The sequence below is a fragment of the Micromonospora desertarenae genome, from assembly GCF_056150265.1.
On record NZ_JAXCFQ010000003.1, the window covers coordinates 512,844 to 534,560 of the forward strand.

At 74.5% G+C, this 21,717-nt stretch carries 19 protein-coding genes; 9 read left to right on the forward strand and 10 right to left on the reverse strand.

Annotated elements, in window-relative coordinates:
- Positions 1 to 48: 48 nt before the first annotated feature.
- Positions 49 to 1,281 carry a hypothetical protein gene (locus SM577_RS08360; protein WP_474586607.1) on the reverse strand — a complete coding sequence of 411 codons (1,233 nt, stop codon included), beginning with the start codon at positions 1,279 to 1,281 and terminating at the stop codon, positions 49 to 51.
- Between the two features lie 197 nt (positions 1,282 to 1,478).
- Between SM577_RS08360 and SM577_RS08365 the strand changes: the two genes are divergently transcribed.
- From SM577_RS08365 to SM577_RS08400, 8 genes are all read left to right on the forward strand, one after another.
- Positions 1,479 to 2,321 carry a CE1 family esterase gene (locus tag SM577_RS08365; RefSeq protein WP_474580528.1) on the forward strand — a complete coding sequence of 281 codons (843 nt, stop codon included), beginning with the start codon at positions 1,479 to 1,481 and terminating at the stop codon, positions 2,319 to 2,321.
- A 128-nt stretch (positions 2,322 to 2,449) separates the two neighbouring features.
- Positions 2,450 to 3,277, forward strand: a complete 828-nt coding sequence (locus SM577_RS08370) for a MurR/RpiR family transcriptional regulator (protein WP_474580527.1) — start codon at positions 2,450 to 2,452, stop codon at positions 3,275 to 3,277.
- Positions 3,278 to 3,289: 12 nt separating this feature from the next.
- Positions 3,290 to 4,939 (forward strand): urocanate hydratase, encoded by a 1,650-nt coding sequence (gene hutU, locus SM577_RS08375; protein WP_474586608.1) that lies wholly within the window; start codon positions 3,290 to 3,292, stop codon positions 4,937 to 4,939.
- A 2-nt stretch (positions 4,940 to 4,941) separates the two neighbouring features.
- On the forward strand, positions 4,942 to 6,144 hold the full coding sequence (locus SM577_RS08380) for an allantoate amidohydrolase (RefSeq protein WP_302917922.1): 1,203 nt from the start codon (positions 4,942 to 4,944) through the stop codon (positions 6,142 to 6,144).
- 121 nt (positions 6,145 to 6,265) lie between these two features.
- On the forward strand, positions 6,266 to 7,627 hold the full coding sequence (locus SM577_RS08385) for a formimidoylglutamate deiminase (RefSeq protein WP_302917923.1): 1,362 nt from the start codon (positions 6,266 to 6,268) through the stop codon (positions 7,625 to 7,627).
- Between the two features lie 114 nt (positions 7,628 to 7,741).
- The gene (gene hutI, locus SM577_RS08390) at positions 7,742 to 8,947 is read left to right on the forward strand and encodes an imidazolonepropionase (RefSeq protein WP_302917924.1); all 1,206 of its coding nucleotides are present in this window, start codon (positions 7,742 to 7,744) and stop codon (positions 8,945 to 8,947) included.
- 76 nt (positions 8,948 to 9,023) lie between these two features.
- Positions 9,024 to 10,559, forward strand: coding sequence for a histidine ammonia-lyase (hutH, locus tag SM577_RS08395; protein WP_302917925.1), 1,536 nt, complete (start codon positions 9,024 to 9,026; stop codon positions 10,557 to 10,559).
- A 103-nt stretch (positions 10,560 to 10,662) separates the two neighbouring features.
- Positions 10,663 to 11,937 (forward strand): DUF6891 domain-containing protein, encoded by a 1,275-nt coding sequence (locus tag SM577_RS08400; protein WP_474586609.1) that lies wholly within the window; start codon positions 10,663 to 10,665, stop codon positions 11,935 to 11,937.
- Positions 11,938 to 11,948: 11 nt separating this feature from the next.
- Here SM577_RS08400 and rdgB read toward each other — a convergent pair whose 3' ends face one another.
- From rdgB to SM577_RS08445, 9 genes are all read right to left on the reverse strand, one after another.
- A complete protein-coding gene (gene rdgB, locus SM577_RS08405) occupies positions 11,949 to 12,566 on the reverse strand; it encodes an RdgB/HAM1 family non-canonical purine NTP pyrophosphatase (protein WP_302917927.1) in 618 nt (205 codons plus the stop codon).
- On the reverse strand, positions 12,563 to 13,288 hold the full coding sequence (gene rph, locus SM577_RS08410) for a ribonuclease PH (protein WP_302917928.1): 726 nt from the start codon (positions 13,286 to 13,288) through the stop codon (positions 12,563 to 12,565). Before rph ends, rdgB begins: the two co-directional genes overlap by 4 nt.
- Before the next feature lie 69 nt (positions 13,289 to 13,357).
- Positions 13,358 to 14,104, reverse strand: coding sequence for an MBL fold metallo-hydrolase (locus SM577_RS08415; RefSeq protein WP_302917929.1), 747 nt, complete (start codon positions 14,102 to 14,104; stop codon positions 13,358 to 13,360).
- A gap of 226 nt (positions 14,105 to 14,330) precedes the next feature.
- Positions 14,331 to 15,296, reverse strand: coding sequence for a PLP-dependent cysteine synthase family protein (locus SM577_RS08420; RefSeq protein ID WP_302917930.1), 966 nt, complete (start codon positions 15,294 to 15,296; stop codon positions 14,331 to 14,333).
- Positions 15,297 to 15,306: 10 nt separating this feature from the next.
- The gene (locus SM577_RS08425; protein ID WP_088995707.1) at positions 15,307 to 15,663 is read right to left on the reverse strand and encodes a MoaD family protein; all 357 of its coding nucleotides are present in this window, start codon (positions 15,661 to 15,663) and stop codon (positions 15,307 to 15,309) included.
- 69 nt (positions 15,664 to 15,732) lie between these two features.
- Positions 15,733 to 16,221: a M67 family metallopeptidase gene (locus tag SM577_RS08430; RefSeq protein WP_088995708.1), complete on the reverse strand. Its 489-nt coding sequence runs from the start codon at positions 16,219 to 16,221 to the stop codon at positions 15,733 to 15,735.
- A gap of 53 nt (positions 16,222 to 16,274) precedes the next feature.
- The gene (locus SM577_RS08435; RefSeq protein WP_302918720.1) at positions 16,275 to 16,769 is read right to left on the reverse strand and encodes a DUF2017 domain-containing protein; all 495 of its coding nucleotides are present in this window, start codon (positions 16,767 to 16,769) and stop codon (positions 16,275 to 16,277) included.
- A gap of 61 nt (positions 16,770 to 16,830) precedes the next feature.
- Positions 16,831 to 17,121: an ATP-dependent Clp protease adapter ClpS gene (clpS, locus tag SM577_RS08440; protein ID WP_088995710.1), complete on the reverse strand. Its 291-nt coding sequence runs from the start codon at positions 17,119 to 17,121 to the stop codon at positions 16,831 to 16,833.
- 148 nt (positions 17,122 to 17,269) lie between these two features.
- Complete coding sequence (locus SM577_RS08445) at positions 17,270 to 18,796, reverse strand: P-loop NTPase family protein (protein WP_474580525.1); 1,527 nt, start codon at positions 18,794 to 18,796, stop codon at positions 17,270 to 17,272.
- Between the two features lie 241 nt (positions 18,797 to 19,037).
- Here SM577_RS08445 and SM577_RS08450 point away from each other — a divergent pair, with 241 nt between their 5' ends.
- Positions 19,038 to 21,716, forward strand: a complete 2,679-nt coding sequence (locus SM577_RS08450; RefSeq protein WP_474580524.1) for a helix-turn-helix transcriptional regulator — start codon at positions 19,038 to 19,040, stop codon at positions 21,714 to 21,716.
- Position 21,717: the final 1 nt, after the last annotated feature.

Consider the following 21,717-nt stretch of genomic DNA (forward strand, 5'->3'; position numbering starts at 1 on the left):
GCCCCCTGACCGCACCCCTTCCGCCGGCGGGATCACCGCCGGCGCACACTACAGGGACAGGGTTGCCCGGATGCCGTTGGCCACCTTGCGCACCTCACTGACCTGCGCCCCGGTCGCGGTCATGCGGATGACGACCTGGCGGTCGATCACGCCGTCGGGGCTGCTCCGCCACCAACCGACCACCACCAGTCCGTACCGGTCCTTCCCGCCGACCTGCGAGGTCTCGGCGAAGGTCAGGTTCCCGGCCTGGACCCATTGCAGGCCCCACGCCTCCTCGGCCTTCCGGTACGCGGCCTGCACCTCTTCGCCGCAGGGCTTCGGGCAATTCCGGACGATGATCTCCCCGCCGACCTCCGGGACACCGGGACGCGAGATGCCGCAGAGATACCTGGCGAAGCCGGGGCCACGCTGGCGCGCGTCGCAGGCCCAGGAATCGGGCACCTTGAACGTGAAACCCAGGCCGACCGGACTCTCCTCCTTGACCCCGTCGGTGTCGGCGAACTGCGGCTCAGCGGGCCAGGATCCCGGCTTAGGTGGCTCGACACCTGGGCTGCGCGGTGCGCCCGTGGGAAAGGCGACCGGCTCAGGGCTACTGGCTACGGTCGCGGTGGGGGACGGGCTCGACCCGGCCGTCGGTGTCCGGTCGCCGGACTGCCAGGCGAAGATGCCGATACCGGCGCCGAGCGCCACGACCACCGCGACCGCGACGCCGACCCACAGGCCGGTGCGCCGCCGCCGTGCCGGCACGACCGACCTCAGCGCGGGATAGCTGGTCGGGTCCGGCTTCTGCCACTGCGACGCCGTGCCCGGCTCGGACGACGGCGGAACCGACACGGGAGCGGGTGGCGTCGACACCGGCCACTCCGCGCCCGAGGTGGGTCGGAGGTCCTCCGGAGTCTCTTCGGCAGCTGCCGCCGACGGCTGCCCACCGTCGGTGGGCGTTCCGCTGTGCTGCACCGGCGCCGCTGCCGAGGTCGGGTGGTACTCCAGGTCGAGGGCGATGAACACCTGCTCGGCTCTGGTGCCGCTGTCGGCCGCGTAGGTGACCCACGGATCCGGCGCGGAGAAGTCGGCATGCAGGAAGTTCGGGCGGCCGTCCCGCCCCTTGATGGCGTTCGCGGCGGAGGCGAAGGCCTCCCTCCAGCGCTGGTCGGCGGCGACGGCCGCGTCCAGGACGGCAACAGTCACGGCCCGGCCCTGGGCATCGACGGCCGACCAGACCTTGCCTACTTGACACGACCCCAGCATCTGGAGGAATTGGAACGGAGTGCCTGGCTGCATTACCCACCCTCTTCGGAGGTCACGCAGTGGATACTAGCGACCGGGCACGGACCGGTAACCGCCCGCTTGGTCAACGTCGACGCTGCACGGCAAGATTGCTACCCGTGGGGTTGAGACGCTGGCTCGCTGCCGCAATCATGGTGCCGCTCCTGGCAGGCTGCGGGTCGTCCGGCGATGGCGATGCCGCACCGGGCCCGGTGGCCGCGTGGCACAACCCGGTAGCTCCGGGCACCACCGGGAGCATCGACCGGGACGGCCGCCCGTTCCAGCTGCACGTGCCGGCCGAGTACGACCCCGCCAGGAAGTTCCCCCTCGTCGTGCTGCTGCACGGCTACGGGTCCAGCGCCACCCAGCAGGAACGGTACTTCGACCTCACCCCCGAGTCCGACCGCCGCGGGTTTCTCTACGCCATCCCGGACGGCACCGTCGACCGGGACGGCAAGAGATTCTGGAATGCGACCGAAGCCTGCTGTGACTTCCACGACAGCGGGGTCGACGACGTGGCGTACCTCGAACGGCTCCTCGACACCGTGGAGTCGGCGTACTCGGTCGACCCCGCACGGGTCTACCTGGTCGGTCACTCCAACGGCGGCTTCATGGCCTACCGGATGGCCTGTGCACGCTCGATGCGGATCACCGCGATCGTCTCGCTCGCCGGCGCCGTCGACAACGACACATCACTGTGCACACCCCAGCGAGCGGTCAGCGTCCTGCAGATCCACGGCACTGCCGACCCGACCATCAGGTTCGACGGCGGCATGAACGGCGGCCACCCGTACCCGTCGGTCGACACCACGCTCGCCACCTGGCGGCGCATCAACGGCTGCTCGCCACAGGCCGACACCTCCGCCCCGCCGCTGGACCTCGAACCCCGGCTGCCCGGGGCGGAGACCGGAGTGACGATCTACTCCGTCGGCTGCCGCGACGCCACCCGAGTCGGCCTCTGGGACATCCGCGGCGGTGGCCACACGCCCACGTTCAGTGCGAACTTCGGCCCGGCCGTCATCGACTTTCTCTACGCAGGGCCGCCTCGACCCTGACCCACGCTCCCCGTCCCAGCGGACGCGAGCTCTGATCGGCTGCTGTCCTCGTGACGGGGCACGTCACGGTGCCACCGACCGGTCGGGACCACCTTGTGTCTGAATAGTTTCATGCATAGCCTCAGCTTGTGAATGACGCCGTGCTGGACCTGTTCCACGGGGTCCGGCTCACTCCCACCCAGCGCCGGATCGCGCACTGCCTGGTGCAGCACGCCCCGGCCGCGGCCTACCTGTCGGCGGCCGAGGTGGCCGAGCTGGCCGGGGTCAGCCAGCCGTCGGTCACCCGGTTCGCGGTCGCGCTCGGCCACGACGGCTACCCGGCGCTGCGCCGCCGGCTGCGCGAGCTGACCGCCGCCACCACTGCCGGGTCCGACGGCGCCGGCAACGAACTCCAGCAGGCGGTACGCGCCGAGATCGGCAACCTGGACCGGCTGGCCGGGCAGCTCGCCGACCGGGAGCCGATCGCCGAGAGCGGCCGGCTGCTGGCCGCCAGCCGCCCGCTGCCGGTGCTCGGCCTGCGGGCCGCCGCGCCGCTGGCCGCGTACTTCGCCTACTTCGCCGCCAAGGTGCACCCGGACGTGCGGGTGCTCGACGACGGCGGCAGCCTGCTCACCGACCGTCTGGAACAGGCCGCCGAGGCCGGGGCGTCCGCCCTGCTCGCCTTCGTGCTCCCCCGCTACCCCCGGGAGACCCTGGACGCGCTGCGTGAGGCCCGGTCCGCCGGCCTGCGCGTGGTGGCGATCACCGACTCGCCGGTCAGCCCGGCCGCCGAGCACGCCGACGTGGTGCTGCCCGCCGCGGTCGGCGCGCACCTCGTGTTCGACCTGCACACCGCCCCGATGACGCTGGCCATGGTGCTGCTCCAGGCGATCTGCGACGCCGCACCGGCCGAGACCCAGCGCCGGCTGGAGGCGTTCGAGGCGTCCGCCGCCCGCCGTCAGTTGTTCCTCGGCTGAGAGGAGACCGAGATGTCCCAGGTTGTCCGCGCCGCCCGTGGCGCCGAGCGCACCGCCCGTGGCTGGCCGCAGGAGGCTGCGTTGCGGATGCTGATGAACAACCTCGACCCCGAGGTGGCCGAGCGCCCCGACGACCTGGTGGTCTACGGCGGCACCGGGAAGGCCGCCCGGGACTGGCCGTCGTTCCACGCGCTGGTCCGTACGCTGACCGACCTGCGCGACGACGAGACCATGCTGGTGCAGTCCGGGCGGCCGGTGGGCGTCATGCGCACCCACGAGTGGGCCCCCCGGGTGCTGCTGGCCAACTCCAACCTGGTCGGCGACTGGGCCACCTGGCCGGAGTTCCGCCGGCTGGAGCAGCTCGGCCTGACCATGTACGGGCAGATGACCGCCGGCTCGTGGATCTACATCGGCACCCAGGGCATCCTCCAGGGCACCTACGAGACGTTCGCCGCGGTGGCCGCCAAGCGGTTCGGCGGGACGCTGGCCGGCACGCTGACGCTCACCGCCGGCTGCGGCGGGATGGGCGGCGCCCAGCCGCTGGCCGTCACCATGAACGGCGGCGCCTGCCTGATCGTCGACGTGGACCGCGGCCGGCTGGCGCGGCGGATGCACGACCGCTACCTCGACGAGATCGCCGACGACCTGGACGACGCGGTGGCGCGGGTGCTCGCCGCGAAGCGGGAGCGCCGGGCGTTGAGCGTCGGCGTGGTCGGCAACGCCGCCGTGGTCTTCCCCGAGCTGCTGGTCAAGGGCGTCGAGATCGACATCGTCACCGACCAGACCAGCGCGCACGACCCGCTGTCGTACCTGCCGGCGGGGGTGGAGCTGGCCGACGCCCGGGACTACGCGGCGGCGAAGCCGGCCGAGTTCACCGACCGGGCCCGGGCGTCGATGGCCCGGCACGTGGCGGCGATGGTGGGTTTCCAGGACGCGGGTGCCGAGGTCTTCGACTACGGCAACTCGATCCGGGGCGAGGCGAAGCTCGGCGGCTACGAGCGGGCCTTCGACTTCCCCGGCTTCGTGCCGGCGTACATCCGGCCACTGTTCTGCGAGGGCAAGGGCCCGTTCCGGTGGGCGGCGCTCTCCGGCGACCCGGCCGACATCGCCGCCACCGACCGGGCCATCCTGGAGCTGTTCCCGGAGAACGAGTCGCTGGCCCGGTGGATCCGGATGGCCGGCGAGCGGGTCGCCTTCCAGGGGCTGCCGGCCCGGATCTGCTGGCTGGGCTACGGGGAACGGGACAAGGCGGGCGTGCGGTTCAACGAGATGGTCGCCGCCGGTGAGCTCTCCGCGCCGGTGGTCATCGGCCGGGACCACCTGGACTGCGGCAGCGTGGCCAGCCCCTACCGGGAGACCGAGGCGATGGCCGACGGCTCCGACGCGATCGCCGACTGGCCGCTGCTCAACGCGCTGGTCAACACCGCCAGCGGGGCGTCCTGGGTGTCCATCCACCACGGCGGCGGCGTGGGCATCGGCCGGTCCATCCACGCCGGGCAGGTCTGCGTCGCCGACGGCAGCGCGCTCGCCGGGCAGAAGATCGAGCGGGTGCTCACCAACGACCCGGCGATGGGCGTCATCCGGCACGTCGACGCGGGCTACGACGACGCCCGCGAGGTCGCCGCCCGCACCGGCGTGCGCGTCCCGATGGCGGAGGGGTGAGGGTGTCCGACGACCTGGTCGGCCGGTTCCGCGCGCTGTGGAACGAGATCGCGCCGGTCGGCCGGGACGGGCGCACCGGCGGCTACCTGCGCTACGCGCTGACCGAGCCGGAACTGCGCCTGCGCACCTGGTTCCGCGACCAGGCCGACCGCCGGGACATGCCGGTCACCGACGACGGCAACGGCAACCTGTTCGCCTGGTGGGGTGACCCGGAGGCGGGCGACGCCGTGCTGACCGGCAGCCACTTCGACTCGGTGCCGCACGGCGGGGCGTACGACGGGCCGCTCGGCATCGTCAGCGCGTTCCTCGCGGTGGACGCGTTGCGGGCGGCCGGCGTCGCGCCGGTCCGGCCGCTGGTGGTCGCCGCGTTCGTCGAGGAGGAGGGGGCCCGGTTCGGCGTACCCTGCCTCGGCTCCCGGCTGCTCACCGGGGCGCTGTCGCTGGACCGTGCGGCCGGGCTGCGCGACGCCGCCGGGGTGAGCTTCGCCGAGGCGCTGGGCGCCCCGCCGGCCGGCGACCGGCCCGAGCTGCTGGCCCGCTTCTCGGCCTTCGTCGAGCTGCACGTGGAGCAGGGCCGGGCGCTGGTCGAGACCGGCGCGCCGGTGGCGGTGGCCAGCGCCATCTGGCCGCACGGCCGCTGGCGCTTCGACTTCCGCGGCGAGGGCAACCACGCCGGCACGACCCGGATGGCCGACCGCCGCGACCCGATGCTCACCTACGCGTTCACCGTGCTCGCGGCGAACAAGGAGGCCCGGCTGCGCGGGGCGCACGCCACCATGGGCCGGGTGACCGTGGAGCCGAACGCCACCAACGCGATCCCGTCCCGGGTGACCGGGTGGCTGGACGCCCGGGCGGCCGAGCCGGAGACGCTCGCCGGTCTGGTAACCGCCGTACACGGCAAGGCGGTCGAGCGGGCCCGCCGGGACGGCACCGAGGTGGCGCTGGCCGAGGAGTCCGCGACCCCGCTGGTCGCCTTCGACGGTGGCCTGGCCGACCGGCTCGCCCGGCTGCTCGACGCGCCGGTGCTGCCCACCGGGGCCGGCCACGACGCCGGTGTGCTCGCCGGCCACCTGCCGACCGCGATGCTCTTCGTGCGCAACCCGACCGGGGTCTCGCACTCCCCGTCGGAGTGGGCCACCGACGCCGACTGCGCCGCCGGGGTGCGGGCGCTGGCCCGGGTGCTCCAGGAGCTGGCATGCGCGTGAGCCACGCCGGCGGACCGGGGTCGTTGGGCCCGGTGGGGCTGATGCCGCGGACGATCCAGCCGGGCCGGGGAGCGTCCCCGGCGACGACGCAGACGATCCAGCTCCGGAGGGGGCGACGGAGATGACCGCGAGCCGCTGGCTGGCCGAGTACGCCTGGCTGCCCGAGCACGCCGAACCGACCCCGGACGTGCTGATCGAGACGGCCGACGGGCGGATCACCGCGGTGACGCCGCTGACCGCCGGCCGCGCCGGGGTCACCGCCGGCGTCGAGGTGTACGCCGACGCCGTCCGGCTGCCCGGGCTGACCCTGCCCGGGCTGGCCAACGCGCACTCGCACGCCTTCCACCGGGCGCTGCGCGGGCGCACCCAGGGCGGCCGGGGCGACTTCTGGAGCTGGCGCGACCAGATGTACGCGGTCGCCGCCCGGCTGGACCCGGACTCGTACCTGGCGCTGGCCCGTGCCGCGTACGCCGAGATGGCGCTGGCCGGGATCACCAGCGTGGGCGAGTTCCACTACCTGCACCACGGCGCGGACGGCGTGCCGTACGCCGACCCGAACGCGATGGGCGAAGCGCTGGTGGAGGCCGCCGCGCAGGCCGGCGTGCGGATCACCGTGCTGGACACCTGCTACCTGACCGCCGGCGTCGACGGCCGGCCGCTCACCGGCCCGCAGCGGCGCTTCGGCGACGGCGACGCGGTGCGCTGGGGCGAGCGGGCGGCGGCGTTCACCCCGGCCGGTGGGCACGCCCGGGTCGGTGCCGCGGTGCACTCGGTACGGGCGGTCCCCGCCGAGCAGTTGAGCACCGTGGCCCGGTGGGCCCGGGAGCGGGACGTGCCGCTGCACGTGCACCTGTCCGAGCAGCCGGCCGAGAACGACGCCTGCCGGGCGCTGCACGGCTGCACCCCGACCCGGCTGCTGGCCGAGCACGGCGTGCTCGGCCCGGCCACCACCGCCGTGCACGCCACCCACCTGACCAGCGGCGACCTGAGCCTGCTCGGGGAGCACCGCACCGGGATCTGCCTCTGCCCGACCACCGAACGCGACCTGGCCGACGGCATCGGGCCGGCCCGGCGGATGGCCGACGCCGGTGTGCCGCTGAGCCTGGGCAGCGACAGCCACGCGGTGGTGGACCTCTTCGAGGAGGCCCGCGCGGTGGAGTTGGACGAGCGGCTGCGCACCCGCCGGCGGGGGCACTTCGCGGCCGCCGAGCTGCTGGCCGCGGCGACCGCGGACGGGCACGCCGCGCTGGGCTGGACGGACGCCGGGCGGATCGCCGCCGGGGCGCGGGCGGACCTGGTCACGGTCCGGCTGGACAGCGCCCGCACCGCCGGCGTCCCCCCGGCGGGGGTGTTCTTCGCGGCCGGCGCGGCGGACGTCACGCACGTGCTGGTCGACGGCCGCCCGGTGGTGCGCGACGGGCGGCACCTGACCGTCGACGTGCCGGCCGAACTGACCCGCGCGGTGGCGGAGGTGGCACCGTGAGCGCGAGGAGTGAGCCGGTGTTGCGAGCCCCGCAGTCGCGAACCGAGGTGGCACCGTGAGCGCGAGGAGTGAGCCGGTGTTGCGAGCCCCGCAGTCGCGAACCGAGGTGACGCCGTGAGCAGTCTGCTGGTGGACAACATCGGTGAGCTGGTCACCAACGTGCCCGGCGCGGGCGACGGCGGCCCGCTGGGCCTGCGCCGCCGGGCGGCGGTGCTGGTCGAGGCGGGCGAGGTGGTCTGGGTCGGCCCGGCCCGGGACGCGCCGGCCGCCGACCGGCGGATCGACGTCGCGGGGGCGGCGGTGCTGCCCGGCTTCGTGGACAGCCACGCCCACCTGGTCTTCGCCGGCGACCGGGCGGCCGAGTTCGCCGCCCGGATGAGCGGGCAGCCGTACACCGGGGGCGGGATCCGCACCACGGTGGCCGCCACCCGGGCCGCCGCCGACGACGAGCTGCGCGGCACCGCCCGCCGGCTGCGCGGCGAGGCGCTGCGGCAGGGCAGCACCACCATCGAGGTCAAGAGCGGGTACGGCCTGACCGTCACCGACGAGGCCCGTTCGCTGCGGATCGCCGCCGAGGTCACCGACGAGACCACCTTCCTCGGCGCGCACGTGGTGCCGGCCGAGTACGCCGACCGTCCGGACGACTACGTGGGGCTGGTGTGCGGGCCGATGCTGGCCGCCGCCGCCCCGTACGCCCGCTGGGTGGACGTCTTCTGCGAGCGGGGCGCGTTCGACGCCGACCACACCCGGGCCATCCTGACCTGCGGGCAGGCCGCCGGGCTCGGGGTGCGGGTGCACGCCAACCAGCTCGGCCCCGGCCCGGGGGTACGCCTCGGGGTGGAACTCGGCGCGGCCAGCGTCGACCACTGCACCCACCTGACCGACGCCGACGTCGACGCGCTCGCCTCGACCCGGGTCGACCCCGGTGAGGGCGAGGCCCCGCACACCACCACGGTGGCCACCCTGCTGCCCGGCGCCGAGTTCTCCACCAGGTCGCCCTATCCGGACGCCCGCCGGCTGCTCGACGCCGGGGTCACCGTGGCGCTGGCCACCGACTGCAACCCCGGCTCGTCGTACACCTCGTCGATGCCGTTCTGCGTCGCGCTCGCCGTCCGCGAGATGCGGATGACCCCGGCGGAGGCGGTCTGGGCCGCGACCGCCGGCGGCGCGCGGGCGCTGCGCCGCGACGACATCGGGGTGCTGCGCCCCGGCGCCCGGGCCGACCTGGTCGTCCTGGACGCCCCGTCCCACCTGCACCTGGCCTACCGGCCCGGTGTCCCCTTGATCCGCCAGGTTCTGCACAACGGAGTGCCGCAATGAGTGAGCAAGGCGAACGAATCATCGAGCACGGCCGCGACGGGGCTCGTGCCGCCGGTGAGCGAAGCGGGGCGGCGGCATGAGCGTCACCATTCAGCCCACCGGAATCTCCGCCGCCGACGTGCTCGCGGTGGCCCGCGGCGCCGCGAAGGTGGTCCTCGACCCGTCCGCGGTGGAGGCGATGGCCACCAGCCGGGCGATCGTGGACGGCATCGAGGCCGCCGGCCGCCCGGTCTACGGGGTCTCCACCGGGTTCGGGGCGCTCGCGAACACCTTCGTCGCGCCGGAGCGGCGCGCCGAGCTCCAGCACGCGCTGATCCGTTCGCACGCCGCCGGGGTGGGCGCGCCGATGCCGCGCGAGGTGGTCCGGGCGATGATGCTGCTGCGGGTCCGCTCGCTCGCGCTGGGCCGCTCCGGGGTCCGCCCGCTGGTCGCCGAGGCCCTGGTCGACCTGCTCAACCACGACATCACCCCGTGGGTGCCGGAGCACGGCTCGCTCGGCGCCTCGGGTGACCTGGCGCCGCTGGCGCACTGCGCGCTGGTGCTGCTCGGCGAGGGCTGGGTGCTCGGCCCGGCCGGCGAGCGGGTCGACGCGGCGGACGCGCTGCGCCGGGCCGGGCTCGAGCCGGTCGAGCTGGCCGCCAAGGAGGGCCTGGCGCTGATCAACGGCACCGACGGCATGCTCGGCATGCTGCTGCTGGCCATCCACGACGCCGCGCACCTGTTCACCATGGCCGACGTGACCGCCGCGCTGGCGATCGAGGCGATGCTCGGCTCCGAGCGGCCGTTCCTGCCCGAGCTGCACAGCATCCGGCCGCATCCGGGGCAGGCCGCCTCGGCCGCGAACATCCACCGGCTGTTGCAGGACTCCCGGGTGATGGACTCGCACCGCGACGACCTGGCCCACGCCGTGCAGGACGCGTACTCGATGCGCTGCGCGCCGCAGGTGGCCGGGGCGGCCCGGGACACCCTGGACTTCGTCCGCACGGTGGCCGGGCGGGAGCTGGTGTCGGTGGTGGACAACCCGGTGGTGCTGGCGGACGGCCGGGTCGAGTCGACCGGCAACTTCCACGGCGCCCCGCTCGGCTTCGCGGCGGACTTCCTGGCCATCGCCGCCGCCGAGGTGGGCGCGATCGCCGAACGGCGGGTGGACCGGCTGCTGGACGTCACCCGCTCCCGGGAGCTGCCGGCGTTCCTCTCCCCCGACGCCGGGGTCAACTCCGGGCTGATGATCGCGCAGTACACGGCTGCCGGCATCGTCGCGGAGAACCGCCGGCTGGCCGCGCCCGCCTCGGTGGACTCGCTGCCGACCAGCGGCATGCAGGAGGACCACGTCTCGATGGGCTGGGCGGCGGCCAAGAAGCTGCGCACCGTGCTGGACAACCTGACCAGTGTACTCGCGGTGGAGCTGCTGGCCGCCGTACGCGGGCTCCAGCTGCGCGCGCCGCTGACCCCGTCGCCGGCCGGCCGGGCGGCGGTCCAGGCGCTCGGCGGGATCGCCGGTGAGCCCGGGCCGGACGTCTTCCTCGCCCCGCTGATGGAGGCCGCCCGGGCCGCCCTCACCGGCCCCGACCTGCGGGCCGCCATCGAACGCGAGATCGGCCCCCTCACCTGACCCGGATATCGAGTTCAGCGTCGACGGGCCGGTCCGACGACGTCCGCCCCACCGGCCCGAGCCGGTGGGGCGCTGTCGGTGGCCGTTGCTAGCGTTCGCCCCCGTGACCGACGATTACGCCGTGCCGACGGCTGACGCCCATGCCCCCCACGTACCGAACGTCGAGCGGCGCACGCTCGACGACGAGATCCGCGCCTTCGTCCGCCGCCAGGTGGCGCTGGCCGAGCTGCCGGCGGCGGCCCTCGTCGCCGGGACGGTGGAGTACCTGGACGGCGAGGCAGATCCGGCCCTGGTCGCCGAGTTGGCCTGGCCGGTGGTGGGCGAGGAGTTGAGGGCGCACCTCGCCGCGCAGGAGAGCTGGCCGGAGCTGACCGACAGCGACCGGCTGACCGCCGCCTTCCGGGCGCTGACCGCCGCCGGAATCGTCGCCCGGGAGAACTTCGCCTGCTGTCAGAACTGCGGCCTCAGCGAGATCGGCGCGGACGTGCCGCGGTCGATCGCGCCGCGCGGCTACGCCTTCTACCACCGGCAGGACGCCGAAGGCGGCGTCGACGGGGAGGGCGTGCACATCGCGTACGGGCGGTTCGAACAGCCGCCGTCGGCCGCCGTCGGTGAGGAGGTGGCGGCGGCCCTGCGGGCGGAGGGCCTCACCGTGCGGTGGGACGGCGAGGCGGGCAACCGTATCCACGTGCCGATGGTCTGGCGGCGGCGTCGGGTGGGGCGGCTCGCCGCCGTACCAGCCATGGTGGACGACGACATCGATGTCGACGTGGAGCTGCTCGGCGGGTGGACCGGGGTGCACGCCGCCGGGGACGGGCCGACGCCCGCGAGCCGCCTCACCGCCCTTCACCTGCCGTGGCTGCCCGCCGCCGTCCCGGTGTGCCTCACCTACGAGGGGCGGTCCGTGACGGTCCGGCGCGAGGGCGACACCCTGGTCGGGGCGTACGCCGACCCGGGCGTGCCGGAGCTGACCGTCGGCCGGTACGACGGCATCGAGCTGGTCCGGCGGCTGCGGGGCCTGCCGGCGGGCGGCGTGTCGGCTCCCGCCCCGGTCGGCTTCCTCGAGGTGTCCGCCGAGCACACCGGCGGCGCCGACCGCGACGTACCGATGGACCTGGCGGAGGTGCTGGCCCTGGTGCGGGCCATGCGCCCGCTGAGCTACGACTTCATCACCTGCGTCGGCCGCTCGGGCGGCTGTGTTCAGACCACCTGGCAGCCCGGTGGCCTCTGGGTGGAGGAACTGGACACCGAGGCGGCCGTGTCCGTCGGGCGGTACGCAACCCTGGCCGAGGTGGAGCGGATGCTCACCGTACTGGCCGTGGAGGACCGGGTCGCGGTGCGGGAGCTGGGCGACCTGACCACGCTGCGGCACCGCTGAGCGATCGGCGGTCAGGTGGTGGGCGGGAGGACCTTGGCGACGAGCTTGGCCAGCTCGCGCAGGGCCTTGCCGCGGTGGCTGATCGCGTCCTTCTCCTCCGGCGTCAGCTCGGCGTTGGTGCGGTCCTGCCCGTCGCCGAGGAAGATCGGGTCGTAGCCGAACCCGCCGTCGCCGCGCGGCGACCGCAGCAGCCGGCCGGGCTGCCGGCCGTCGACCAGGTGCTCCTTGCCGCCCGGCAGGACCAGCGCCACGGCACAGACGAAGGACGCGCCGCGGTGCTCGTCCGGCACGTCGCCGATCTGGTCCAGCACCAGCTGGAGGTTGGCCTGGTCGTCGCCGTGCCGGCCGGCCCAGCGCGCGCTGAACACACCGGGCATCCCGTTGAGCGCGTCGACCGCCAGCCCGGAGTCGTCGGCGACGGTCGGCAGGCCGGTACGCCGGCAGCCCTCCCGGGCCTTGATCAGCGCGTTCTCGGCGAAGGTGAGGCCGGTCTCCGGCAGTTCCGGGTACTCCTCGACGTCGTCCAGCCCGAGCAGCGCGATCCGGTGCGCGCCGAGCGCGCCGTCGAGGATCCGCTGCAGCTCGATGAGCTTCTTGCGGTTACGGGTGGCGAGCAGGACCTTGTTCATGACAGCGCCTTCCGCTGAGCCTCGGCCAGTTCCACGCACCCCGCCACGGCCAGGTCGAGCAGGGCGTCGAGTTGCTCACGGGCGAACACGCCCGCCTCACCGGTGCCCTGCACCTCGACGAACTCGCCGCTGCCGGTGCAGACCACGTTCATGTCGACCTCGGCGGCCACGTCCTCGGCGTAGTTGAGGTCCAGCCGGGGCTCGCCGGAGATCACGCCGACGCTGATCGCGGCCACCGAGCGGTGCATCACCTTCTCCACCTTGCCGGCCAGCGCCTTGCGCTCGGCCAGCCAGGTCACCGCGTCGTGCAGGGCCACGTACGCGCCGGTGATCGCGGCGGTCCGGGTGCCGCCGTCGGCCTGGAGCACGTCGCAGTCGAGCACTATCGAGTTCTCGCCGAGCGCCTTGAGGTCGATGGACGCCCGCAGGCTGCGGCCGATCAGCCGGGAGATCTCGTGGGTACGCCCACCGACGCGGCCCTTGACGCTCTCCCGGTCGGAGCGGGTGTTGGTGGCCCGGGGCAGCATCGCGTACTCGGCGGTGACCCAGCCGAGCCCGGAGCCCTTGCGCCAGCGGGGCACCCCCTCGGTGACGCTGGCGGTGCAGAGCACCCGGGTGTCGCCGAACTCCACCAGGACCGAGCCCTCCGGGTGGGTGCTCCAGCCGCGGGTCAGCGTCACCGGTCGGAGTTGGTCGGGCCGCCGCCCGTCAGGTCGCGCCATGCCTGCACCCTATGCAATGCGGTGATCGAACTGTCCCGGGGTGTCCCGACCGGGCCGCAGCGTGCCCGGTCAGACCTCGTAGCTGGCGCCGGGGCGGACCACCTCGAGCGGGCCGGCGTACGCGGCGGCGGCCGAGGCGACGGTGTGCGCCTCGCTGCCCCAGGCGGCCACCAGGTGGGTCAGCAGCAGCCGGCCCACGCCCGCCTTGGTCGCCGCCTCGCCGGCCTCCCGGCCGGTCAGGTGCAGATCCGGCGGGTTGTCCACGCCGTCCAGGTAGCTGGCCTCGCAGAGGAAGACGTCGGCGTCCTGGGCCAGCCGCAGCAGCGCGTCGCAGGGCGCGGTGTCGGAGGAGTAGCAGAGCACCCGGCCGCCGTGCTCCAGCCGGACGCCGTACGTCTCGACCGGGTGGTTGACCCGGTCGACGGTGACGGTGAAGGGGCCGATCGGGAAGGTGCCGGGCTCCAGGGCGTAGAACTGGTAGACGTCCTCGACCGTGCCGTCGTCCTGGCCGTAGATGGCGGAGAGCCGGTCCGGCGCGCCGGCCGGGGCGTACACCGGCAGCGGCGGGTACGGGCCGTCCGGGGCGTACCGGCGGACCACCACGTACGACGCGGCGTCGAGGATGTGGTCGCAGTGCAGGTGGCTCAGCAGGACGGCGTTCGGGGTCTTCAGCCCGGCGTAGCGCTGGAGGGTGGAGAGCGACCCGGACCCGAAGTCGAGCAGCAGCCGGAAGCCCTCGGCCTCGACCAGGTAGGCGGAGCAGGGGGACTCGGGCCCGGGGAAGCTCCCGGCGCAGCCCAGCACCGTCAGTCGCATGAGGTTGTCTCGCTGTCACGCTGCGTAGTGCCCGCGCCGGCCCGCGCTCCGCCGATGATCTCTACCGACGCGTACGCCACGCTGCGCAGCCTACGCTGGCGCGCCCACGGGCAAGAATGATCCGCTGGAAGTTGTCACCAACGTGACACCCACTCCGGCCCGGGGCCGGGACACGCCGGGGCCACCGGCGTCCCCGCCGGTGGCCCCGCCGCCGAACCCGCCCGGATCAGGCCCAGAGCTGCCCCTCCAGGGCGTCCTCGGCGTCGGCCAGCGTGCCGCCGTAGGCGCCGGTGGAGAGGTACTTCCAGCCGCCGTCGGCGACCACGAACGCCACGTCGGCCCGCCGGCCGTCGCGGACCGCCTCGTGCGCCACCGCCAGGGCGGCGTGCAGGATGGCGCCGGTGGAGAACCCGGCGAAGATGCCCTCCACCTCCACCAGCTGCCGGGTACGCAGCACCGCGTCCCGGGTGCCCACCGAGAAGCGGCGGGACAGCACCGTCGCGTCGTACAGCTCCGGCACGTAGCCCTCGTCGATGTTGCGCAGCCCGTAGACCAGCTCGCCGTAGCGCGGCTCGGCGGCGACGACCTGGATGCCGTCGACCTTCTCACGCAGGTAGCGCCCGGTGCCCATGAGCGTGCCGGTGGTGCCCAGGCCGGCCACGAAGTGGGTGATGGTGGGCAGGTCGTGCAGCAGCTCCGGCCCGGTGGTCTCGTAGTGCGCCCGGGCGTTCGCCTCGTTGCCGTACTGGTAGAGCATCACCCAGTCGGGGTGCTCGACGGCGATCTGCTTGGCCGTGGCGACCGCCTGGTTGGAGCCGCCCGCCGCCGGCGAGAAGATGATCTCCGCGCCGTACATCCGGAGCAGCTGCACCCGCTCGGTCGAGACGTTCTCCGGCATCACGCAGACCAGCCGGTAGCCCCGCAGCTTCGCCACCATGGCCAGCGAGATGCCGGTGTTGCCGCTGGTCGGTTCGAGGATGGTGTCGCCGGGCCGGAGCCGGCCCGCCTCCTCCGCCGCGCGGACCATGAACAGGGCCGCCCGGTCCTTGATGCTGCCGGTCGGGTTCCGGTCCTCCAGCTTGGCCCAGAGGCGCACGGGCGGCGCCCCGTCGGGCACCGTCGGCGAGAGCCGGGGCAACCCGACCAGGGGCGTGCCGCCACAGGCGTCCAGCAGGCTGTCGTACCGCGCCACGGCGGCCGCCTCAGCGGGCGGTCGGGATGCGGCCGCCGGCCCGCGTGGCGAGCGCGTGCTGGGCGATCGCGGCGGCCGCCGCGAAGCCGAACGCGCCACCGGCCACGGCCGGCAGGATGGTGACGCTGTCGCCGTCGGAGAGCTTGGCGTCCAGCGCACCGAGGAACCGGACGTCCTCGTCGTTGACGTAGACGTTGACGAAGCGGTGCAGCGCGCCGGCCTCGGTGACCAGCCGGCCGCGCAGCCCGGCGTGCCGGGAGTCCAGGTCGGCGAGCAGGTCGCCAAGGGTGTCGCCGGTGCCTTCGACGACCTTCGCGCCGCCGGTGTAGCTGCGCAGGATGGTGGGGATGCGAACCTCGATGGCCATGGTTGTCGTGCTCCTCTGTCGGGTGTGCCGGACGGTGACGGGACGTGGACGGGTGTTACGGCGCCGGGATCAGCGGCCGGAACACTCGTAGTCGACCGTCGCCGGGCTCTGCCCGAACATGTAGGACTGCACGGCATGCGGGTCCACCCCCGCGTCGAGGATCCGCACCGGCTCCTCGGTCACCACGCCGTCGACGATCCGGAACGAGCGGATCTCCTCGGTGTCGGGCTCTCGGGTGGAGACGAGCAGGTAGTGCGCGCCCGGCTCACCGGCGAAGGAGACGTCCGTCCGCGACGGGTAGGCCTCCGTGGCGGTGTGCGAGTGGTAGATGACGACCGGTTCCTCGTCCCGGTCGTCCATCTCCCGCCACACCCGCAGCTGCTCCATCGAGTCGAACTCGTAGAACGTCATCGAGCGGGCGGCGTTGTCCATCGGGATGTGCCGGGTGGGGGTGTCGCTGCCGGCGGGACCGGCGACCACGCCGCACGCCTCGTCGGGGTGGTCCCGACGAGCGTGGGCGACGATCGCGTCGACGATCGACCGGTCGATGCTCAGCACGCGTTCCAGCCTAACGCGTGCTGGCCGGCAGCTTAAGGTGGTGCCGGTCACGCCTAGTCGATCAAGGCGTTGAGCAGCGACTCCTGGAGATATCCGAGGTACGCGTAGACCGACAGCTGGAACACCCGGCTGGAGGTCGGATCCTCGGCCACCGCGTCGTCGAGCTCCTCGCCGAGGTCGGTGCCGTCCTTGATCTCCAGCCGTACGCCCATCGCCAGCCGGGCGTCGTTGAGCGCGCGCAGCCACGCCTCGGCCGCCTCGGCGTCGAGCCGGACCTCGCCGCCGGTCTCGCCGGGCAGCGCGGCCAGGATCGCGCCGGCCTGGTCGATCTTGGCGGTCTTCAGGTCGCCCTCGGTGTACCGGCGGAACTCGGCGGTGCCGCCCGGGTCGTCCGGGTAGACCTCGGGGAAGAGCCGGGAGACCACCGGGTCGGAGTGGTCGAAGCCGTCGGTGAGCAGCCCGACCACCTCGGAGGCCACCTTGCGGAGCACCCGCACCTCGTCGGCGGCGAAGGTGGCGACGTAGCGGCCACCCTGGCGGCGGAACATGCTCACGGCACCATCCCTGTTCGCGACTGCGGGGCACGAAGACCCGGCTCACTCCGCGCGCTCACGAGCGGTCCACCGTCGCCCAGAGCCCGTACGCGTGCAACTGCGAGGCGTCGTGCTCCATCCGCTCGCGGGCGCCGCTGGAGACCACCGCCCGCCCCTTGTGGTGCACGTCGAGCATGAGCCGCTCGGCCTTCTCCCGGCTGTAGCCGAAGAGCTTCTGGAAGACCCACGTCACGTACGTCATCAGGTTGACCGGGTCGTCCCACACGATCGTCACCCACGGCCGGTCGGCAGCCGGCACCTCTTCGGTGTCCGGCGTCTCGACCGGTGCAACCTGCGGAGCCGTCATGCCCCCCATCGTGCCACCGCTTTCGGCGAACCGAGGAACCGGAACGCCGGCCCGGCGCGGATCACCGTGCGCGACCGCCTCCGGCGCGCGTCGGGAGGGGCCGGCCGCACCCCCGGCGGGGCGGCCGACCGGGGCGGCGGGAACGCCGTCAGGCGAGCAGGATGCCGTGGTCGACCGCATCGGCCAGCACCGCCGAAAGCGAGAGGCGGACCACCTCGAACCGCCGGGAGACCTCCCGGGACAGCTCCAGCTCGATCTCGCGCAGCGCCCGCTGGGCCCAGGCGCGGGCGGCGTTGGCGTCGTCGTTGCCGGGGCTGCGCCAGTGCTGCCAGCAGCCGCCGGAGAGGGCCACCGCCACCGGCGGCAGCACCTCGGTGCGGGCCGCGCCGGGATAGCCGGCCAGCGCGTCGATCGCCGCCGCGCCGGTCAGCCCGGCCACCCCGGCCGTGCTGGTGACCAGCAGCACCCGGTCCAGGTCCTGGCCGGCGGGGTGGTCGGCGAGACCCCAGCGCACCGCGCCGAGGATCCGTCGGCGGACGCCCTCGGGCAGCGGCGCGCCGAAGACCAGCCCGGCGCACTCCTCGACGATGCCGCGTACGGCCTGGTCGCACTGGGTGGTGGCCAGCAGCGAGAGCGCTTCCATCTCGCGGTCGAGCAGCTGCGGCAGGCCGGCGCAGCCGACCCCGAAGACGATCTCCTGCACCACCCGCAGGTGGGTGTTGGCCAACTCCAGCGCGAGATGTTGACGGATCCGCCGGGCGCACGAGCGGGCCCGCCGGTCGAGCCCCTCGGACCAGTCACCCGGCTCGGCGAGCACCGGCACCCGGCCCTGCGCGCCGGGCAGCACCGGCGGTTCCGAGCTGGCCCGGCGCAGCCCCTCGTCGGCGGCCCAGCCGACCAGGGCCCGCCGCAGGTCGGCACCGTCGTCGTCGCGGACCGGGAACCAGCGGGCGTCGGCCAGCCGGGGCACCGCCGCCAGCAGGGCCGCGCGGTGCGCCGCGACGGTGACCGCGACCGGGTCGACCGTCTCGGCGCCGGGACCGTGAGGGGCGGCCCCGGTGCCGGCCGGCGGGACGGACGCCCCCGCGTCCTCCGTCGTCGCCGCGCCGTCAGGCACCGGGGCCCAGCCGGTGGCGCCCGGGGTGACCGCGAAGAAGACCTCGACCCGGGCCCGGGCGACCTCGGCGAGCAGGTTGAGTTCGGCGGCCGTGAACGCCTGGTCGGCGGCGATCACGAAGAGCAGCGCCCCGGCCCGGCCGACCGCGTCGAGCAGCAGCCGACCGCCCGCCGCGCCGAGTGCCCCGGTGTCGGGCGTGTCGACCACGTTGAAGTGACGCAGCAGCGGATCCGGCAGGCTCAACTCCACCCGGCGCGGCGGCCGGGCCAGCGCCGGACCGGCGGCGAGCGGGTCGGCGCCGTAGGAGTGCGGCTGCCGGTAGCCGGGCACGTACGCGGCCCGGGTCGACACCCGGGCGTGGCGCACCACCAACCAGCTGCCCGCCGGCACGGCGAGCATGACCCGGTGCACCCGCAGCAGGCGGGCGAGCACCTCCGGCCGGCCGGCGTCGGCGGGCCCGACGGCGACCACGGCCAGCGGCTCGTGCGGGCCCGGCTCGGTCACCCCGATCCGGGTGGGCAACGGCCCACCCCGTGGCAGGTCGGCAGGCCCGGCCATGTCGTCGGGTGTGTCGACCGAGGGGAGAGGACCCGGTATCGTCACGCGGCCTCCCGGTGCGGGCGACCGGCGGCAACCGGTCGCGTGGAAAATCCGGTTATGACACCCGGATGCCGGAAGAGTACGGGCGACCCGGCCCCCCGGCGGAACACTTCGGATACTCAGCAGTAATCACGAGATTACTCAACTTCGGTGCGTAGCGATCTGCACGCGGACGGAATCCGGTCGATATGCTGCCCGGATGAGTCGGTGGAGTTTCGTCGGCCGAACAGATGAGCTCAACCGTCTGTTGTCGGCGGTGACCGGCACGGAGGGGCGCGGGATCTTCTTCAGCGGCAGCGCCGGGATCGGCAAGAGCCGGCTGCTGCGCGAGGGGGTGGCCGCCCTCCCCCGTGACGGGTACGCGATCTGGTCCATCGCGGCCAGCGCCACCACGGCCGCGCTGCCGTTCGGCGGGCTGGTGCAGGTGCTCCCGGCCGAGCAGCCGCAGGGCCTCTCCCCGGCCGGCATCCTGCGCTGGGCGGTCGACGTGCTGCAACAGCAGGCCGCCGGCCGCCGGATCGTGCTCGCCATCGACGACGCCCACCTGCTGGATCCACCGTCGGCCGCGCTGGTGCACCTGGTCGCCCGGGCCGAGAACGCGATAGTGATCGGCACGCTGCGCAACGGCGAGCAGATCCCGCTGCCGATCCGGGCACTCTGGACCGACGACCTGGTCGACCACGCCGAACTGAGCCCGATGGCGCCGGCCGACACCGCCGGGCTGCTCGCCGCCATCCTGGAGGGCCCGGTCGACGCCGCCTCCGCCGACCGGCTCGGCCGGCTCTCCGCCGGCAACCCGCTGCTGCTGCGCGAGCTGGTGCACGCCGCCGCCGGCAGCGGGGAGCTGACCCGCACGTACGGGATCTGGAAGTGGACCGGCCGGTTCGAGCTGGCACCCAGCCTGACCGACCTGATCGACACCCGGATCGGCCAGCTCACCCCGGGCGTACGGGCGGTGGTGGAGCTGGTCGCCTTCGGCGAGCCGCTCGGCCTGCACCTGCTCAACCAGGCCGTCGACCCGGCCGACGTGGAGACCGCCGAGGAGCGCGGGCTGATCAGCATGGTCCAGCACGACCGGCGGCTCAACGTCCGGCTGGCCCACCCGCTCTACGGCGAGGTGATGCGCCGGCAGTGCCCGGTCAGCCGGACCCGCCGGTTGCAGGCCCGGCTGGCCGAACTGCTGGAGCAGGTCGGCAAGCGCCGCCGCGACGACCTGCTCCGGGTGGCCGTCTGGCGGCTCGACTCGGGCACCGCGCAGGACCCGGCCATGCTGCTCGACGCGGCCGGGCAGGCGTTCGCCCGGTACGACGTACCGCTGGCGACCCGGCTGGCGCGCGCGGCGCTGGACGCTGGCGGCGGGTTCGACGCCGCGGAGCTGCTGGCCACCATCCTGATGTTCGCCGACCGGCCGGACGAGGCGATCGCGGTGCTCGACGCGGTCTCCGCCGACATCCAGGGTGACCGGCGGCTCAGCCGCTGGCTCACGGTACGCGGCATGGTCAGCTACTGGGGGCTGAGCCGGGAGTCCACGGTGGAGGAGATCTCGGCCCGCGGGGCGGCCCTGGAGGACTCCGCCGACCAGGCCCGGGTGCTGGCCTTCGAGGGCATCATGCGGCTGCACCGGCTGGACACCGGCATCGCGCTGCGGCTCGGGCGGACCGTGCTCGACCGCCCGGCGGCCAGCGTCGCGGCCCGGGAACTGGCCCGCAGCACCATCGCCTACCTCCAGGCCGCGCAGGGCCAGCTGCGCCGCAGCGCCACCGCGATCAACCAGGTGCAGGCCGAGGCCGCCCGGTGGCGGGCCGACATGCCGTACCTGCAACTCGCCCTGGAGCTGGCCCGGGGCACCCGGCTGGCGCTCGCCGGCGACCTGGCCGGCATCGACGCGATCGTGGCCGACGAGTTCGCCGACCTGGCCGGCGCGGGCGACTTCCGGCTCGGCACCGGCTACCTGGCCATCCTCCAGGCGTACGCGGCCCGGCTGCGCGGCCGCAGCGACGAGGCGCTGCGGACCAGCCTCGGCGCCTGCGCGGTGCTGGCCACCAGCCGGGTCTACGCCGGCCTGGCGCAGGCCGAGCGGGCCCAGGCGGCGGCGCTGCGGGGCGACGCCGCGCAGGCGGCCGAGGCGATGGCCGAGGCCGACCGCACCCACGCCCCCGGCATGGCGGTGCTCTACCCGTGGCTGGAGCAGGCCCGCGGCGCGGTGCTGGCCGCCGGCGGCGACGCCTCCGGCGCGGTCAAGCAGCTGACCTCGCTGGCCGAGCGGCTGCGCACGGACGGCTTCGCCGGCCACGAGGTGCACGTGCTGCACGACCTGGTCCGGCTCGACCAGGCCGACGCCCAGATCGGCCCGACCTGCTCCGACGGCAGCCGGCGTACCGTGGCCCAGCGGCTGGCCGAACTCTCCGAGCGGGTGGACGGGATGCTGCCGCCGTTGCTGGCCCGGCACGCCCGGGCCGCCGCGGGCGGCTCCGCCGACGAACTGCTGGCGGTCGCCGACGGGTTCGCCGCGCTGGACCTGACCGTCTACGCCGCCGAGGCCACCGCCGCCGCGCTGCGCCGGCTGCGCGAGCAACGGTCCCCGGCCGCGGCGGCCGCCCGGGAACGGCTCGCCGCCCTGCTCGACCGCTGCGACCTGGTCCGCACCCCGGCGTTGCAGGCCGGCATGCCGTCGCTGTCCGAACGGGAGTGGCAGGTGGCCCGGCTCGCCGCGGCGGGGGTGAGCAGCCGGGCCATCGCCGAACAGCTCTTCCTCTCGGCCCGCACGGTGGAGAACCACCTCCAGCGGATCTACAGCAAGCTCGGCGTGACCGGCCGTGCCGAACTGCGCGCCGCGCTGCGGGCGATGCCGGGCCACGAGGACGGCGAACCGGAGTGAA

Bases quoted from the DNA above. Each gene is read 5' to 3' on its own strand.
- rph (WP_302917928.1), bottom strand. From the start codon at position 13,288: ATGGCGCGACCTGACGGGCGGCGGCCCGACCAACTCCGACCGGTGACG.
- hutH (WP_302917925.1), top strand. From the start codon at position 9,024: ATGAGCGTCACCATTCAGCCCACCGGAATCTCCGCCGCCGACGTGCTC.
- SM577_RS08385 (WP_302917923.1), top strand. From the start codon at position 6,266: ATGACCGCGAGCCGCTGGCTGGCCGAGTACGCCTGGCTGCCCGAGCAC.
- SM577_RS08445 (WP_474580525.1), bottom strand. From the start codon at position 18,796: ATGGCCGGGCCTGCCGACCTGCCACGGGGTGGGCCGTTGCCCACCCGG.
- SM577_RS08425 (WP_088995707.1), bottom strand. From the start codon at position 15,663: ATGGCCATCGAGGTTCGCATCCCCACCATCCTGCGCAGCTACACCGGC.
- SM577_RS08435 (WP_302918720.1), bottom strand. From the start codon at position 16,769: ATGTTCCGCCGCCAGGGTGGCCGCTACGTCGCCACCTTCGCCGCCGAC.
- clpS (WP_088995710.1), bottom strand. From the start codon at position 17,121: ATGACGGCTCCGCAGGTTGCACCGGTCGAGACGCCGGACACCGAAGAG.
- rdgB (WP_302917927.1), bottom strand. From the start codon at position 12,566: ATGAACAAGGTCCTGCTCGCCACCCGTAACCGCAAGAAGCTCATCGAG.
- SM577_RS08415 (WP_302917929.1), bottom strand. From the start codon at position 14,104: ATGCGACTGACGGTGCTGGGCTGCGCCGGGAGCTTCCCCGGGCCCGAG.
- SM577_RS08360 (WP_474586607.1), bottom strand. From the start codon at position 1,281: ATGCAGCCAGGCACTCCGTTCCAATTCCTCCAGATGCTGGGGTCGTGT.
- hutU (WP_474586608.1), top strand. From the start codon at position 3,290: ATGTCCCAGGTTGTCCGCGCCGCCCGTGGCGCCGAGCGCACCGCCCGT.
- SM577_RS08450 (WP_474580524.1), top strand. From the start codon at position 19,038: ATGAGTCGGTGGAGTTTCGTCGGCCGAACAGATGAGCTCAACCGTCTG.